Consider the following 15,612-nt stretch of genomic DNA (forward strand, 5'->3'; position numbering starts at 1 on the left):
GATACGATCTCCAAGCTCAAATGAAGGGGGAGGCCATGATCAAAAAAATTCTGTTTGCCGCGGCTTGCGGACTGTCGTTCTTCGCCGTCGCCGCGATCGCCGGCGACGACGAACATAGCGAACATATGAAACATATGGACATGGATCATATGAACATGGACCATATGAAAATGTCGCCCAAGATGAGCGACACGCGCCAGGAGGTCGATCTTCCCTCTCCGATGCGCGCGCATATGCTTTCCCATATGCGCGGACACGCCGAGGCCGTCGCTGAAATTCTCGCGGCGCTCGCCAAGGGCGACGGCGCGGCGGCCGCAAAAATCGCGGATGCGCGACTCAGCATGTCCTCTCCCGGCGCGGCGGCCTGCAAGCCGAACGCCAAGAGCGGCGAACTCGGCGAAATGCCGGCGATGATGGCGTCGCACATGCCCGACAACATGCGCGCCCTTGGCCTGACGATGCATGAGCAGGCGAGCAAATTCGCGCAGGAGGCCGCCAAGATCGGGCCTGGCGGCGATATGCGTCCGGCGCTTGCCGAATTGTCGCAAGTCGTGCAAGCCTGCAACGCCTGTCACGCCGCCTATCGCCTCGACTAGCGCGCGTGCGGCGCCGGGAGTCGACTGTGCGCGTCGCGACTTGGAACGTCAATTCCGTCAGGCAGCGTTTGCCGCCGCTTCTCGCTTTTCTGCGCGACACGGCGCCTGACGTCCTCTGCCTTCAGGAAACGAAATGCGAGGATCACGCTTTTCCGCGGCTCGAAATCGAAGACGCCGGCTATAATGTCGCTGTCCACGGACAGAAGGGATTCAACGGCGTCGCGCTGCTTTCGAAATCGCCGCTTCAGGACGTGATCCTCGGTCTGCCTGGCTTCAACGGCGAGGCTCAGTCGCGCTACATCGAAGCGGTCGTCGAAGACGGCGCCGGGGGCGTCATGCGCATCGCCTCGATCTATGCGCCGAACGGCAATCCGCCGGATACGCAGAAATATGCTTACAAGCTCGCCTTCATGGAGACGTTGACGCGCCATGCAGAGGCGCTGCTGCGGCTTGAGGAGCCGACTGTTCTCGCCGGCGACTATAATGTCATTCCGCAGGCGCGCGACGTCTATGAGGCGTCGGCGTGGCTCGGCGACGCGTTGTTTCTGCCGCAGACCCGCGCCGCCTATCAGCGCCTGCTCAATCTCGGCTATGCCGATGCGCTGCGCGCCACCTCGGATGAAGGCGGGCTCTATACATTTTGGGATTATCAGGCCGGCGCCTGGCAGAAGAACAAAGGTCTGCGCATCGATCACCTTCTGCTCTCGCCGCGCGCCGCCGATCGGCTGGCAAGCGTCGAAATCGTCAAATCGATGCGCGCCGGCGACAAGCCATCCGATCACGTCGCGATCTACGCCGATTTCGCTGTGTGATGGATAAGCCCCAGCGCGTCGCCGCTGCGCCAGAGCACATAAAGCGCTACCGCGAAGACGACCGTCGCAAAGACGGCGCTCAGCGCGCCACGCATTTTCGACAGGCGTCGCGCCGCCGCTGCGCCGATCAGACCGCCGAACGCGCCGCCGATCACCAGCGTTCCGGCAAGATCCCAGTCGACGAGATCTGAATAGGCGTAGTTCGCGGCCGTCGTCACCGCAAACGCAGCGACCGCGACGAGCGATGACCCGATGGCGTTCAGGATCGGCATGTCGGAAGCGAACATCAGGCCCGGCACGACCAGGAAGCCGCCGCCGATGCCGAAGAAGCCGGAGAGCGCACCCGCCGTCAGTCCGGCGCCCGCGAGCCGCGGAAAATTCTCTCGGTTCAGCCTGACTGCCGGGTAGCCTGGCGAACCCCGCTGTCGAAGCATGAGATAGGACACGGCGATCATCAACAGCGCGAAGAGCGCGAGGAGCTTGTCGCCATTGATAATTTTGCCCAGAGACGATCCGCCGAATGCGCCCGCTATTCCGAAGAGAGCGAAGACAGAGGCGCAGCGCCACTTGATCGTGCCTGCGCGCGCATGGTTGGCAAGGCTCATCAGCGCGTTGACCGCGACGGCCGCCGCGCTTGAGCCGATCGCGACATGCGGACTGGGAACGCCGACGAAATAGACAAGAAGCGGCACGGCCAGCACCGAACCGCCGCCGCCGACCAGGCCCAGCGTAAAGCCGACGAATGCGCCGGAGATCAGACCGAGCACGACGTCGAGAGGGAGATCTATCAGCGGGCGCTCCTCCGGGATAATATTAGCTATTGCTTATTTAGATATATCTCATATATGTGGAAAGGCGCAAGCCCGCAAGTCCGGGAAGCGCAGGAGCGCTGCAATGAAGGAGAGAGCGATGCCGCAGGCGCCGTCCGTGAAGGGCTTCTTCGACGAGGCAACCAGCACGATCACCTATCTTGTGAGCGACCCCGCGACGAAGCGGGCGGCGATCGTCGACCCCGTGCTCGACTATGACCCGGCGAGCGGCGTGGCCGATTCGCATTCGATCGACGCGATCCTCGCCGAAGCGGCGCGTGAAGGATTAAAGATCGACTGGGCGCTCGAAACGCACGCGCACGCCGACCATCTTTCCGCGGCTCAGCTCGTCAAGGCGGCGACGGGCGCCAAGATCGGCATCGGCGAACATATCGACAAGGTCCAGAAACTCTTCAAACCGGTTTTCGACGCGCAGGATATAAAGGCCGACGGCGGTTGCTTCGATCGCCTCTTCAAGGACGGCGAGCAATTCAAGATCGGCGAGATTGAATGCGAAGTGATTTACACGCCGGGCCACACCCCGGCCGACGTCGCCTATAGGATCGGCGACGCCGTGTTTGTCGGCGACACTTTGTTCATGCCCGACTATGGGACGGCGCGGGCGGATTTCCCTGGCGGCGACGTCCATGCGCTTTATCGGTCGATCCGCCGCATTCTGGAGTTGCCGCCGCAGACGCGGCTCTTCATGTGCCATGACTACAAGGCGCCCGGACGAGATGTCTACGCCTGGGAGACGACGGTCGCCGACGAGCGCGCCAAGAATGTGCAGATCAAGGACGGCGTCAGCGAAGAGGAATTCGTGGCCGACCGACAAAAGCGCGACAAGGCGCTTGCCGCGCCGCGTCTGCTCCTGCCCTCGATTCAGGTGAATATTCGGGCCGGCAAGTTTCCGCCCCCGCATGCGGACGGCGGTCGCTTCTTGACCATTCCGGTGAAGTTAAAAGGGGACGCGGCGCGCGCCGGCTGACGAACTCAGTTGCGTTCGCGAAGATAGCCCTCGAGCATGGCGCCCGCCGTCCTGCGGTCGACTTCGCTCGCGGAATTGAGCGCTTTGGCGTACAAATCGACGATCCATTGATCCCGAGCCGCGCCGCTTGCCGCGTCGCGCGCCAGAGTGAGATACATCAACCCGCGCGCGCGGTCAGGCTCGCCGCTCGCTTCGCCGGTGAACATCATCCGGCCAAGCATCGCCTGCGCCTGTGGATGCCCCTTGCGCGCCGCGAGCTCCAGCCAGCTCACGCCCTGCCGGACGTTCTTCTTCACGCCGGCGCCTTCGAGATACATGCGCGCCAGATTGTACTGCGCATCGGCGGCGCCGAAATAAGTCGCCGCATAGCGAAAAATATCAAAGGCGCGATCGAGATCGGGTTTGATCTTGGCGGCTGGAACGCCGTCGCGCAGATAAAGGCCGACGGCGACAAAGGCGCTCGCCGCCATCGACCGTTCGCGCGGATCGGGTTCGTCGTCGGCGTAATGATCGACGATCTGCGAGAAGTAATCATAGGCCTTGGCGTCGTCGCGAACGACTCCGTCGCCCTCGGCGTACATCCGGCCAAGCTTCCATTGCGCGAGCGGCTCGCCGCCCTCGGCGGCATAGCGCAGTGCGGCGACGGAGGTCGCCGAATCGCCGGCATGGTAGCTCTCCAGCCCCGCCCGCAACGCGGCGCGGGGATCCTTGAACATCGTCAGCGGCTGTGAGTCGGCTTTCGCGGCCGCACGAGGCGAATCGAGCGCTGGAGCCGGCGCGACAAGGGCGGTCAGGAGCGCGCCGAAGGTCGCCGCCATGAGGCCTTTTGGCCACGCGGCGCGCGCGCTGAGCCGAGAGATCGACATCAGCCCCTTATTAATATCAGCGACCATAATGTTCCGACTTTCCTCAACCTGAAAGACGCCCGGCGTCTCAAGGCCGTTCGCAGCCGCCACCGGCGTTCAGCGAGAGGGACAGAAGGAACGCACCGCCGAAAGCGAAAGCTTTCGGCGCCTGTCTCCGCATCTCGAATGAGCTTGTGACACAAGCACCTTAGCTCAGCCTTTGTGTCTGAAAAGGGGCTGACACAAGTTCGATGCTGCGCAAGCCGCTAATCTATTCAACTGTTGCAATAGGATCACATGCCTGTTGCAGAAATGCCGGCCGCGTCGTCCTGACGCAAGGCGGCGTCCAGACGCAGTGATGTTCCCGAGCCGCGCCTGTGCTTTGATGCGAATCGAAATCGATCGCGCTCTAAGGACGGCATAAGGAAATCACATGCAGCTTCGAAGCCTGACGCTCGCAACGGCTCTCGCCGGCGGGACCGCAATATTCGCAACCTTCGCCCTTGCGGCGGGCGAGGCCCAGCGCGGCGCGATTATCGCCAAGCGCTGGTGCGCCGCATGCCATGTGGTGACGTCAGATCAGACCAGCGCCTCGGCCGACGCCCCGTCCTTCTTCGATATCGCCCGGCGACGGACGAACAAAAAGAAGCTCAGCGGCTTCCTGATGGACCCGCATCCGCCGATGCCCGACATGCAGCTTTCGCGCAAGGAGATCGACGACATCATCTCCTATATTCGCAGTCTCGACCCGCGCCCGCAGCCGCCGTCCGAGCCCGACGGCAAGGACAAGGAGCTTCCCAAGAACGGGTAAGGATCAGTCCCGCTTTACGCCGCAGGGCGTCCGAGTTAGAGCGGGCCATGGCCTATATCGTCAAGGAAGCCTTCAAAACGCTGCAGGGCGAGGGCGTTAACGCGGGCCGCGCCGCCGTCTTCTGCCGCTTCGCCGGATGCAATCTGTGGAGCGGGCGCGAAGAGGATCGCGCCGCCGCGCAATGCCAGTTTTGCGACACCGACTTCGTCGGCTTCGAAGGCGAAGGCGGCGGCAAATTCGCCGACGCCGCGGCGCTCGCCGGCCATCTGGCGTTTCTGTGGGGCGAGAGTCGCGAGCGGCGCTTTGCGGTGCTGACCGGCGGCGAGCCAATGCTGCAAATCGACGCGGCCCTGCTCGCGGCGCTGCGCCAGCAAGGGTTCGAAATCGCCATCGAGACGAACGGCACGCTGCCCGTCATCTCGGGCGTCGACTGGATTTGCGTGTCACCAAAGGCCGGCGCCCCGCTGGCGCAGACGAGGGGCGCGGAGCTGAAGCTCGTCTTCCCTCAGCCGGGGGTCGAGCCTGGCGACTTTGAGCGCCTCGACTTCGAGCATTTTCTGCTTCAGCCCATGGACGGGCCGGATGTTTCGCGCAATACGGAGGCGGCGGTCAGCTACTGCCTGGCGCATCCGCGCTGGCGTCTGTCCCTGCAAACCCACAAGGCGATCGGGGTGAAGTGAGACGTGTCGACGTTCGAGGTTTTTCGAGAATTCTATTTCGAGGCGGCGCACGCCCTTTATGACCCCGAGGCGCCGGAGGGCGGCAAATACCGCAATCTCCACGGCCATTCCTTTCGCGTGCGCGTCACGCTGTGCGGCGAACGCACCTTCGAGGAGGAATGGGTGATGGACCTCGGCAAGCTTGGCCGCAGGCTCAATGAGCTGCGCGAACGTCTCGATCATTCCTTTCTCAACGACCTCGAAGGCTTGGGAAAGCCGACGCTTGAAAATCTCTGCGCCTATATCTGGCGTGACCTCGCGCCCGACCTGCCGGGGCTCGCCGAGGTCGGAGTCTTTCGCGACAGCTGTTTCGAGGGCTGCGTCTACCGGGGCGAATAAGCTGATCTTCCCGCGCTGCAGCGGAGTTGCGCCGCGCTGCGGCGCATCGCCGCTATTGCGCTGGGGCGGCGCCGTCTCTACGGTTGAGCGCTCATTTTGTGCAAAAAGCGCCCACAGAGGCGGCGAAGACAAAATTCCGCACCAAAAGAGTGGGGAGCGAGGGAACCCTGAGGAAATGGCAGACAACAAAGTCATTAGCGCCGACGCGGCGATTGCGCTCATTCGCGACAATGACGTCGTAACGACTACAGGCTTCGTCCAGAGCTGCATTCCGGAAGCCTTGCACGCCGCACTAGAAAAGCGCTTCGTCGAGACGCAGCATCCGCGCGACCTTACGCTGATCATGACCGCCGGCGCCGGCGACTCCAAGGGCCTCGGCACTGGCCGCTTCCATCATGAAGGACTGCTGCGTCGGGTCATCGCCGCCAATTTCGGCCGCATGCCGAAAGTCGCCCAGGCCGCGCAGGAAAATAAGATCTGCGGCTACAATCTCCCGCAGGGCGTCATCTCGCAGCTCTACCGCGCCTGCGCCGCCGGCCAGCCGGGTCTCTTCTCCAAGGTCGGGCTCTACACCTATGTCGATCCGCGTTTTGGCGGCGGCAAGGTGAACGAGCGCACCAAGGAGGATATGGTCAAATACCATAACATCATGGGCGAGGAGTGGCTCTTCTACATCGCCACCAAGATCGACGTCGCCTTCATTCGCGGCACCTCGGCCGATCCTTCCGGCAATATTTCGATGGAGCGCGAGGCGCTCGTGCTCGACAATCTCGCGCAGGCGATGGCCGCCCATAACAATGGCGGGCTCGTCATCGCGCAGGTCGAGCGCATCGTCGAACAGGGTTCGATCAAGCCCAAGGACGTGCATGTGCCCGGGATTCTCGTCTCGGCTGTGGTCATCGCCGATCCGCCGGAAATGCACCGGATGAATTACGGCGTGATCCATAATCCGGCTCTTGCCGGCGAAATCCGCGTGCCGGTCGAGAAATTCGCCAAAATGCCGCTCGACGAGCGCAAGGTCATCGCGCGGCGCGCCAGCTTCGAACTGCCGCCGAACGGCGTCGTCAATCTCGGCGTCGGCGCGCCGGAAGGCATCGCCGCCGTCGCCAATGAAGAGAAGATGACGCCCTATATCACGCTGACCACCGAGGCCGGCGCGATCGGCGGCGTGCTCGCCGCCGGCTCCAGCTTTGGCGCCGCAACCAACGCCGACGCGATCATCCAGCAGAATCAGCAGTTCGACTTCTATGACGGCGGCGGTCTCGACATGACCTGTCTCGGCATGGCCGAATGCGATCTGCAGGGCAACGTCAACACCTCGAAATTCGGCGGGCGCCTCAACGGCTGCGGCGGCTTCATCAATATCAGCCAGAACGCGCGGCTCGTCGTTTTCGCCGGCACCTTCACCAATGGCGGACTGCGGGTCGAAATCGCCGACGGACAGGTGAACATTCTGCAGGAAGGCCGGAACAAGAAGTTCCTCAACGCCGTCGAGCAGATCACTTTCTCAGGGAAATTCGCGCAAAAGCGTAAGCAGCCGGTCTATTACGTCACCGAACGCTGCGTGTTCAAACTGGTCGACAAGGGTCTCGAACTGATCGAGGTCGCGCCTGGAATCGATATCGACAAGGACATCCTGGCGCATATGGACTTCAAGCCGATCGTCGAACATCCCGAATTGATGGATAAGCGCATCTTCATCGACGAACCGATGGATCTATTGAACGATCTCATCAATCTCAACATGTCGGATCGCGTCACCTATGACGCCGATCGCAATATTCTGTTCGTCAATCTCGAAGGCTGGCACGCCCGCACCAAGAAGGACATCGATGATCTGCGCAAGACGCTGATCGAGGCGTCCGAGAAGGTCGGCAAGCGAGTCAATTCGGTCGTCAATCACGACGGCTGGAAGATCAATGAGGCGCTTTACGACGATTACGCCGAAATGATCGACGTTATGAGCCAGCACTACTATCTGACGACGACCCGCTATGCGACGAGCGCCTTCGCGCGCTTGAAGATGAAGGAGGCGCTCTCTAAGCGCGGTCTGCAGCCGCATGTCTTCGAGCGGCGCGAGGCGGCGGAGACCTTCCTCGAAGTCGTCAGCAAGGAAGAGGAAAAGACGCCGGCATAGGCCGGCGCTCGAAGGCAATAATAATGGGCCGACGTTCGCGCCGGCTCGCCGCGCAATCTTACGACCAGCGCCTCGGATCGTCAGCGATCGGTTCGCCTTCCATGGCGCGGCGCAATCCTTTCGCGACGCGGAAAGTCTTCCAGATAAACAGCAGCGGCAGGGTGAAGAGCACGATAAGCAGCGCCCCGACGCCGAATCCTGCGGCTTCGATATTTGGGACGAACATCAGCGAGAACGCTAGGCAAATCGAGACGGCGAAGCCCGCGAACATGATCCAGAATGTCTGGATTGCCGAAGTTGCGTGCGTTTCGAAGGGCGAGCCGGCGAATTCGCGGCGCCTGACAATGGCGAAGATCGCGCCGATCGCTTCGGCGATAACGACCGCGATGATCGGACCGAAGATCACGGAATCGGACGGCGGACTCTCCGAGGCGCCCCACCACCCGGCACCCATGCCGAAGAGCCAAACGCCAAACGATAGAAGCGACAGAAAGAACGCGACGGGGCCGAGAAGCATCGACGCCCAGACGATAATCGTCCATGTCTTGGCGCTCGCGCCGCTTTCATGGGTCTCGCAGGTCATGCGCCTTCTCCAAAATGCGGGGTCGAGTTGGTTTCGCGTTCGACCAAACCGCGTGCAGCTTAGGGGAAGGCGGCGGCGGCGGCGTTGCGTCGCCGCACAAGCTGGTCGAGAGCCTATGCCCGTCCAGCCGCCGGCGCGCGGCGGCAGAGGCGAGAATCGACAAGCTCGGCAGCAAGAAGAACAGGCGCCGGCGCCGATCGGCCCGACTCTTGGGTCCGTAATCTTCGATCCGTAATCTTTGGTCCGCTCAAAATAATCAGGCCCCGTGGCGCGGAAGCTCACGGGGCCGTTTACTTCTCAAGCGGAAGCAAGTCTGGATTGTCCAGTCTGGGTTCGGGCGCCCGACGCTTGGCCTTTGCTACGGCCGCCCGGCAAAATGTCGAGTGTTTTCGGGATTGGACGGATCAGGCAGCTGTCCCTGCCCGCCCAGTGACCGGAACGAAACGCCGGTCAACAGGTCTGACCCGGTGGCGTCATGCTCCTCTCGCAACTTTATTGCTCGGTCCGGCCTGACAACAGGGGAATTGCAGGCCTGTCCTGGATCGCTGTCGCTTCGAGGTCCCGCCCGAGCGAGCCTGCCGATCATGCTGTCCGATCGACAGGTGCGACGTGACAGAAAGGATGAACCTGGTTTGCCATCCGGTCAAGCGCTCAGTGCCGAAAATCACCGGCGACAGTTGCGTGCATTAAATTTGACGTATATAGATATCTTTATATCTATCGCGGAGTGATCATGAAGACCGTGGCCAGATTATCCCTCGAACCGACGCTGGCGGCGCTGAACGCCGCCGGAGAGGAGACGCGCCTGCGGCTCCTGGCGCTGCTCGCCCAATCAGAGCTGACGGTGAGCGAGGTCGTGGCGATCCTGGGCCAGTCTCAGCCCCGCGTCTCGCGCCATCTCAAGCTTCTTGTCGAAGCGGGCCTCGTCGAGCGTCGTCGCGAAGGGGCGTGGGCCTTCTTCCGCCTGTCGCCGACAGGACCTGCGGGCGCCCTGGCGCGCGCCATTGTCGGCTGGCTCGAGGCCGATGACGCGCTGCTCGCCGGCGACCGGGCGCGGCTCGCACAGGTGCGTCACGCCCGCGCCGAAAACGCCGCCCGCTATTTCGCCGCCCATGCCGAGGAATGGGACCGCATTCGCGCGCTGCATGTTCCCGAGGAACGCGTCGAAGAGGCGATGCGCGAAATCGTCGGCGACAGGCCGGTGCGCAATCTCCTCGATCTCGGCGCCGGCGCCGGCCGCATGCTTGAGCTCTTCGCGCCCCAGGCGGAACGCGCCGTCGGCGTCGATCTCTCCTCCGCCATGCTCGCCGCCGCGCGCGGCCGGCTGGAGGAAACCGGCCTACGAAATGTGCAGCTGCGCCAGGGCGACATCTACGCGCTGCCGATCGAGCGCAACTCGATCGATCTCGCGGTCATGCATCAGGTTCTGCATTTTCTCGACGATCCTGGTCGCGCGCTTCGCGAGGCGGCGCGGGTGCTCGCGCCCGGCGGCCGTTTGCTCGTCGTTGACTTTGCGCCCCATGACGAAGAGACGCTGCGCGACAAGCATGCGCATCGCCGTCTCGGTTTTACTGACGCCGAAATCACCGGCCTCCTGACGCAGGCGGGCCTCGACGTCGTAGAGCGTCGAGAACTGGCGCCCGGCGCGAACGAAGGCGCCAAACTCACCGTAACCCTGTGGCTCGCGCGCGATCCGCGCGTCGTCGCCGATCCCATTCCCGCCGCATCCTATGAGTCAGCCTGATGTTTAACGCGCTTCATCCCACGGCGTCGCAAAATCAATTTGCGATCTCTTACGAATTCTTTCCGCCCAAGACGCCGGAGATGGAGACTCAGCTCTGGCAGACGATCAACCGGCTCGCGGCGCTCAGGCCGCATTTCGTTTCCGTTACCTATGGCGCCGGCGGCACCACCCGCGAGCGCACCCATTCGATCGTCGCGCGCATCGTACGCGAAACCGACATGAAGCCCGCCGCGCATCTCACTTGCGTCTCTGCAGCGCGGGACGAGGTTGACTCGATCCTGCGCGACTATTGGGAGGCGGGCGTTCGCCATATCGTTGCGCTGCGCGGCGATCCGCCGACCGGCGTCGGCACGAGATTCGAGCCGCATCCCAAAGGCTACGCCACGTCAACCGATCTCGTGAGCGGCATTCGCCGCATTGGCGATTTCGAGATTTCGGTCTCGACCTATCCCGAGGGCCATCCGGAAAGCGCGTCGATCGAACAGGACCTCGACGCGCTGCAGGCGAAGGTCGACGCCGGCGCGACGCGGGCCATCACCCAATTCTTCTTCGACAATGACGTCTACTTCAAGTTTCTCGACAAGGCGCGGGCGCGAGGCATTACCATTCCGATCGTGCCCGGCATCATGCCGATCCGCAATTTCAAACAGGTCGCGGGCTTCGCGCAAAAGGCCGGGGCGAGCGTGCCGCGCTGGCTCGCCGAACGCTTCGACGGCCTCGACGACGATCCGGAAACCCGCGCGCTGATCGCCGCGACGACGGCGGTCGAACAGGTGATGAGTCTCGCGCGCGCCGGCGTCAATGAATTCCACTTCTACACCAATAATCGCGCCGACCTCGTCTTCGCCATCTGCCATCTCCTCGGCGTCCGTCCCCTGCGTGAAAAGGCGCTTGCATGACCTTCGATAAATCTCACGGCCCGAATTTTCTCAAAGCGCTCGAAGAGGCGGCGTCGCGCCGAATCCTCATTCTCGACGGCGCCATGGGCACGATGATTCAGCGCCACAAATTCGAGGAAGCGGATTTCCGCGGCGCGCGCTTTGCCGACCACGGCAAGGATTTGCGCGGCAACAATGATCTGCTGACGCTCACCCAGCCGGAAGCGATCAAAGCGATTCATATCGCCTATCTCGAAGCCGGCGCCGACATCATCGAGACCAATACTTTTTCGTCGACGACGATCGCTCAAGCCGACTACGGGCTCGAACATCTCGCCTTCGAACTCAATAGCGCCGGCGCGCGGCTGGCGCGGGCGGCGGCTGACGACGTCGCGGCGAAGACCGGCGTGCGCCGCTTCGTCGCCGGTTCGATGGGCCCGACCAACCGCACCGCGTCGATCTCGCCTGACGTTTCCAACCCGGGATTTCGCGCCGTCACTTTCGACGAACTGCGCGCCGCCTATAAGGAAGCGGCGCTCGGCCTGATCGAAGGCGGCGCCGATGTTCTGCTTGTCGAAACCGTCTTCGACACGCTGAACGCCAAGGCGGCGCTCTATGCGCTCGAAGACGCGTTTGATGAAGTCGGCACGCGTTTTCCGATCATGATCTCCGGAACGATCACCGATCTTTCCGGCCGGACGCTGTCCGGCCAGACGGCGATCGCCTTTTGGAATTCGCTCGCCCACGCCAAGCCGTTTTCGATCGGCTTCAATTGCGCGCTCGGGGCGCGCGAAATGCGTCAGCACATCGCCGACATCGGTCGCGTCGCCGACACGCGGGTCTGCGCCTTCCCCAACGCCGGGCTGCCGAATGAATTCGGGCTTTACGACGAAAGCCCTGAATATATGGCGGAGCTCGTCGGCGAATTCGCGACCTCGGGCCTCGTCAATGTCGTCGGCGGCTGCTGCGGCACGACTCCGGATCATATCGCTGCGATCGCCGGCGCCGTCAAAGGCGTCGCGCCGCGCAATATTCCAACAATCGAGCCGATGCTGCGGCTTTCCGGTCTGGAGCCCTTCACGCTGACGAAGGACATTCCCTTCGTCAATGTCGGCGAGCGCACCAATGTCACCGGCTCGGCGAAGTTTCGCAAGCTGATCACCAATGGCGATTACGCCGCGGCGCTCGACGTCGCGCGCGATCAGGTGGCGAATGGCGCGCAGGTGATCGACGTCAATATGGACGAGGGCCTGCTCGACTCCGAGCGCGCCATGGTCGAATTCTTGAACCTGCTCGCAGCGGAACCCGACATCGCCCGCGTGCCGGTGATGGTCGACTCCTCAAAATTCGACGTGATCGAAGCCGGCCTCAAATGCCTGCAGGGCAAGGGTGTCGTCAATTCGATTTCGATGAAGGAGGGCGAGGAGAAATTCGTCGCCGACGCGCGCAAGGTGCGCCGCTTTGGCGCCGCCGTCGTGGTCATGGCCTTCGACGAGAAGGGTCAGGCCGATACGCTGGCGCGCAAGACCGAAATCTGCGCGCGCGCTTATAAGGTGCTCACCGAAGAGGTCGGCTTTCCGCCTCAGGACATCATCTTCGATCCCAATATTTTCGCGGTCGCGACCGGCATCGAAGAGCATGAAAACTATGGCGTCGATTTCATCGAGGCGACGCGGGTCATCAAGCGCGATCTGCCGCATGCGCATGTGTCGGGCGGCGTGTCGAACCTGTCATTCTCATTCCGCGGCAATGAGCCGGTGCGCGAGGCGATGCATTCGGTGTTCCTCTATCACGCGATTCAGGCGGGGATGGACATGGGCATCGTCAACGCTGGCCAGCTCGCGGTCTATGCCGAGATCGACCCCGAACTGCGCGACTTATGCGAAGACGTGGTGCTGAACCGCCGCAAGGATTCGACCGAGCGTCTTGTCGAACTCGCCGAGAAGTTCAAGGGCGCGGGCGGCAGGACTCAGGAGAAGGACGCCGCCTGGCGCGAAGCCGCCGTCGGCAAGCGTCTCGAATATGCGCTGGTCAATGGCGTCACCGAATATATCGAAACCGACGTCGAAGAGGCGCGGCAAACTTCGACGCGTCCGCTCGACGTGATCGAAGGGCCGCTCATGGCCGGCATGAATGTCGTCGGCGATCTCTTCGGCTCGGGCAAAATGTTCCTGCCGCAAGTGGTGAAGTCGGCGCGGGTGATGAAACAGGCGGTCGCCTATCTCATGCCCTTCATGGAGAAGGAAAAGGACGCGCGATCGACTGCCGGCAAGATTTTGCTCGCGACCGTCAAGGGCGACGTTCACGACATCGGCAAGAATATCGTCGGCGTGGTGCTTGGCTGCAATAATTTCGAGGTCATCGACCTTGGCGTGATGACGCCGGCGGCGAAGATTCTCGAGACGGCGAAGAAAGAGAAGGTCGATCTCATCGGATTGTCGGGCCTCATCACGCCCTCGCTCGATGAAATGTGCTTCGTCGCTTCGGAACTGGAGCGCGAAGGTCTCGACACGCCGCTGCTCATCGGCGGCGCGACGACGAGCCGCGTGCATACTGCTGTCAAGATCAGCCCGAATTATCGTCGCGGCCAGGCAGTCTATGTCACCGACGCGAGCCGCGCGGTCGGCGTCGCCCAGGCGCTCGCCTCGGAAAAATCGCGCGGCGACTATATCGCCCAGACGCGTGCCGAATATGAGCGCGTCGCGGAGGCGCACGCGCGCGCGCAGGCTGACAAGTTGCGGGTGCCGCTCGCGCAGGCGCGCGCCAACGGCTTCAAGATCGATTGGGCGGCATATGAACCCGTCCGTCCGTCTTTCACCGGGCCGCGCGCTTTTGCGAGCTATGACGTCGGCGAGCTTGTTCCCTATATCGACTGGACGCCGTTCTTCCAGACCTGGGAGTTTAAGGGGCGCTATCCATCGCTGCTCGACGATCCCGAGCGCGGCGAGGCGGCGCGCACGCTCTACGACGACGCCCGCGCCATGCTGAAGCGGATCGTCGAGGAGCGCTGGTTCACGCCGAAGGCCGTCATCGGCTTCTGGCCGGCGAATGCGATCGGCGACGACATCGCGCTTTACAGCGGCGAGTCGCGCAACGAAAGGATGGCGACACTGCACACGCTGCGCCAGCAATTGCAGAAGCGCGACGGCAAGGCCAATCTCGCGCTGGCCGATTTCATCGCGCCCAGGGACAGCGGCAAGGCCGATTACATCGGCGCCTTCGTCGTCACCGCCGGCGCGGAAGAAGAGAAGATCGCCGCGCGCTACGCCCGCGCCAATGACGACTATGGCTCGATCATGGTCAAGGCGCTCGCCGACCGCATCGCCGAGGCCTTCGCCGAGCGCATGCATGAGCGCGTGCGCAAGGAATTCTGGGGCTATGCGCATGAGGAGAACTTCACGCCGGACGCGTTGGTCGGCGAGCCCTATGCCGGCATTCGCCCGGCGCCCGGCTATCCGGCCCAGCCTGATCACACCGAGAAAGCGACGATCTTCGATCTGCTCAACGCCGAAAAGCGCACCGGCGTGAAGCTGACGGAGAGTTTCGCGATGACGCCGGCCGCTTCAGTCAGCGGACTCTATCTTGCGCATCCAAGCGCGCATTATTTCGGCGTCGCCAAGATCGAGCGCGATCAGATCGAGGACTATGCGCGCCGCAAGGGCATGGACGCGCGCGACGCCGAACGCTGGCTCGCGCCGATCCTGAACTATGAGCCGGTCGCCGCCCAAGCGGCGGAGTGATATGGATTCGGTTGGCTTGTCATTCCCGGCGGACCATAGGTCCGACCGGGAATCCTGGGCCAATTCAAGAACGCTGACGCATTTCTGGATTCCCGATCGCTTCGCAAGCGAAGCGTCGGGAATGACATCCGAACCGTTCAACCGGATTTGGTCATGACGGACGCATCAGGCGACCCTTACGACCTCAATCGCTTCGTTGAAGCGCAGAACGCGACCTATGCGCAAGCGGCGGCGGAGCTTGCCGCCGGCCGCAAGCGCGGTCACTGGATGTGGTTCGTCTTTCCGCAGATCGAAGGGCTTGGCGCGAGCGCCATGGCGCAGCGCTACGCGATCGGCTCGCTGGCCGAGGCGCGCGCCTATCTCGATCATCCTCTTTTGGGCGCGCGGCTCAGGGAATGCGCAACTCTCGTCAACAAGGTCCAAGACCGCAGCGCGCATGAGATTTTTGGTTCCCCGGATGATTTGAAATTTCATTCGTCGATGACTCTCTTTGCTGCGGCGGCGCCCCAAGAGCCGCTCTTCGCCGAAGCGCTGCGCAAATATTTCGACGGCCGGCGTGATCCCTTGACCCTCGCGAAATTATAAGTTTCGGTGCGCCGTCGCGCCGAGAG

General features: G+C 62.8%; 14 protein-coding genes. 11 read left to right on the plus strand and 3 right to left on the minus strand.

All coding sequences use genetic code 11. From position 1 onward, the window contains the following. Positions 1 to 35 precede the first annotated feature (35 nt). Positions 36 to 596, plus strand: a complete 561-nt coding sequence (locus AB7I51_RS00450) for a hypothetical protein (protein WP_428402847.1) — start codon at positions 36 to 38, stop codon at positions 594 to 596. Between the two features lie 26 nt (positions 597 to 622). Further along, entirely contained in the window at positions 623 to 1,408 is a 786-nt protein-coding gene (gene xth, locus AB7I51_RS00455; protein ID WP_428402846.1) for an exodeoxyribonuclease III, read from the plus strand. Here the strand turns inward: xth and AB7I51_RS00460 are convergent. After that, a complete protein-coding gene (locus AB7I51_RS00460) occupies positions 1,387 to 2,175 on the minus strand; it encodes a sulfite exporter TauE/SafE family protein (RefSeq protein WP_428402845.1) in 789 nt (262 codons plus the stop codon). The genes xth and AB7I51_RS00460 overlap by 22 nt on opposite strands. A gap of 142 nt (positions 2,176 to 2,317) precedes the next feature. Between AB7I51_RS00460 and AB7I51_RS00465 the strand changes: the two genes are divergently transcribed. Further along, the gene (locus AB7I51_RS00465) at positions 2,318 to 3,205 is read left to right on the plus strand and encodes an MBL fold metallo-hydrolase (RefSeq protein ID WP_428402919.1); all 888 of its coding nucleotides are present in this window, start codon (positions 2,318 to 2,320) and stop codon (positions 3,203 to 3,205) included. 5 nt (positions 3,206 to 3,210) lie between these two features. Here AB7I51_RS00465 and AB7I51_RS00470 read toward each other — a convergent pair whose 3' ends face one another. Continuing rightward, positions 3,211 to 4,098, minus strand: a complete 888-nt coding sequence (locus AB7I51_RS00470; protein WP_428402844.1) for a tetratricopeptide repeat protein — start codon at positions 4,096 to 4,098, stop codon at positions 3,211 to 3,213. A gap of 385 nt (positions 4,099 to 4,483) precedes the next feature. Here AB7I51_RS00470 and AB7I51_RS00475 point away from each other — a divergent pair, with 385 nt between their 5' ends. The 4 genes from AB7I51_RS00475 to AB7I51_RS00490 all read left to right on the plus strand — a co-directional run bounded on the left by AB7I51_RS00475 (position 4,484) and on the right by AB7I51_RS00490 (position 8,056). Continuing rightward, positions 4,484 to 4,861, plus strand: a complete 378-nt coding sequence (locus AB7I51_RS00475; protein ID WP_428402843.1) for a c-type cytochrome — start codon at positions 4,484 to 4,486, stop codon at positions 4,859 to 4,861. 47 nt (positions 4,862 to 4,908) lie between these two features. Next, a complete protein-coding gene (gene queE, locus AB7I51_RS00480; RefSeq protein WP_428402842.1) occupies positions 4,909 to 5,541 on the plus strand; it encodes a 7-carboxy-7-deazaguanine synthase in 633 nt (210 codons plus the stop codon). Positions 5,542 to 5,544: 3 nt separating this feature from the next. Further along, positions 5,545 to 5,919, plus strand: coding sequence for a 6-pyruvoyl trahydropterin synthase family protein (locus AB7I51_RS00485; RefSeq protein WP_428402841.1), 375 nt, complete (start codon positions 5,545 to 5,547; stop codon positions 5,917 to 5,919). A gap of 175 nt (positions 5,920 to 6,094) precedes the next feature. Next, positions 6,095 to 8,056 (plus strand): acyl CoA:acetate/3-ketoacid CoA transferase, encoded by a 1,962-nt coding sequence (locus AB7I51_RS00490; protein ID WP_428402840.1) that lies wholly within the window; start codon positions 6,095 to 6,097, stop codon positions 8,054 to 8,056. A 58-nt stretch (positions 8,057 to 8,114) separates the two neighbouring features. Here the strand turns inward: AB7I51_RS00490 and AB7I51_RS00495 are convergent, their stop codons facing one another. Further along, the gene (locus AB7I51_RS00495; protein WP_428402839.1) at positions 8,115 to 8,639 is read right to left on the minus strand and encodes a hypothetical protein; all 525 of its coding nucleotides are present in this window, start codon (positions 8,637 to 8,639) and stop codon (positions 8,115 to 8,117) included. Positions 8,640 to 9,372: 733 nt separating this feature from the next. Here AB7I51_RS00495 and AB7I51_RS00500 point away from each other — a divergent pair. The 4 genes from AB7I51_RS00500 (at position 9,373) to AB7I51_RS00515 (ending at position 15,586) form a co-directional block, all read left to right on the plus strand. Further along, positions 9,373 to 10,383 carry an ArsR/SmtB family transcription factor gene (locus AB7I51_RS00500; RefSeq protein ID WP_428402838.1) on the plus strand — a complete coding sequence of 337 codons (1,011 nt, stop codon included), beginning with the start codon at positions 9,373 to 9,375 and terminating at the stop codon, positions 10,381 to 10,383. Then, the gene (gene metF, locus AB7I51_RS00505; protein WP_428402837.1) at positions 10,383 to 11,282 is read left to right on the plus strand and encodes a methylenetetrahydrofolate reductase [NAD(P)H]; all 900 of its coding nucleotides are present in this window, start codon (positions 10,383 to 10,385) and stop codon (positions 11,280 to 11,282) included. Before AB7I51_RS00500 ends, metF begins: the two co-directional genes overlap by 1 nt. Continuing rightward, on the plus strand, positions 11,279 to 15,001 hold the full coding sequence (gene metH / locus AB7I51_RS00510) for a methionine synthase (RefSeq protein ID WP_428402836.1): 3,723 nt from the start codon (positions 11,279 to 11,281) through the stop codon (positions 14,999 to 15,001). Before metF ends, metH begins: the two co-directional genes overlap by 4 nt. A 153-nt stretch (positions 15,002 to 15,154) precedes the next feature. Next, on the plus strand, positions 15,155 to 15,586 hold the full coding sequence (locus AB7I51_RS00515; protein WP_428402835.1) for a DUF1810 domain-containing protein: 432 nt from the start codon (positions 15,155 to 15,157) through the stop codon (positions 15,584 to 15,586). The last annotated feature ends 26 nt before the right edge of the window (positions 15,587 to 15,612 follow it).

Source organism: Methylocystis sp. (assembly GCF_050246715.1).
Lineage (GTDB): Bacteria > Pseudomonadota > Alphaproteobacteria > Rhizobiales > Beijerinckiaceae > Methylocystis.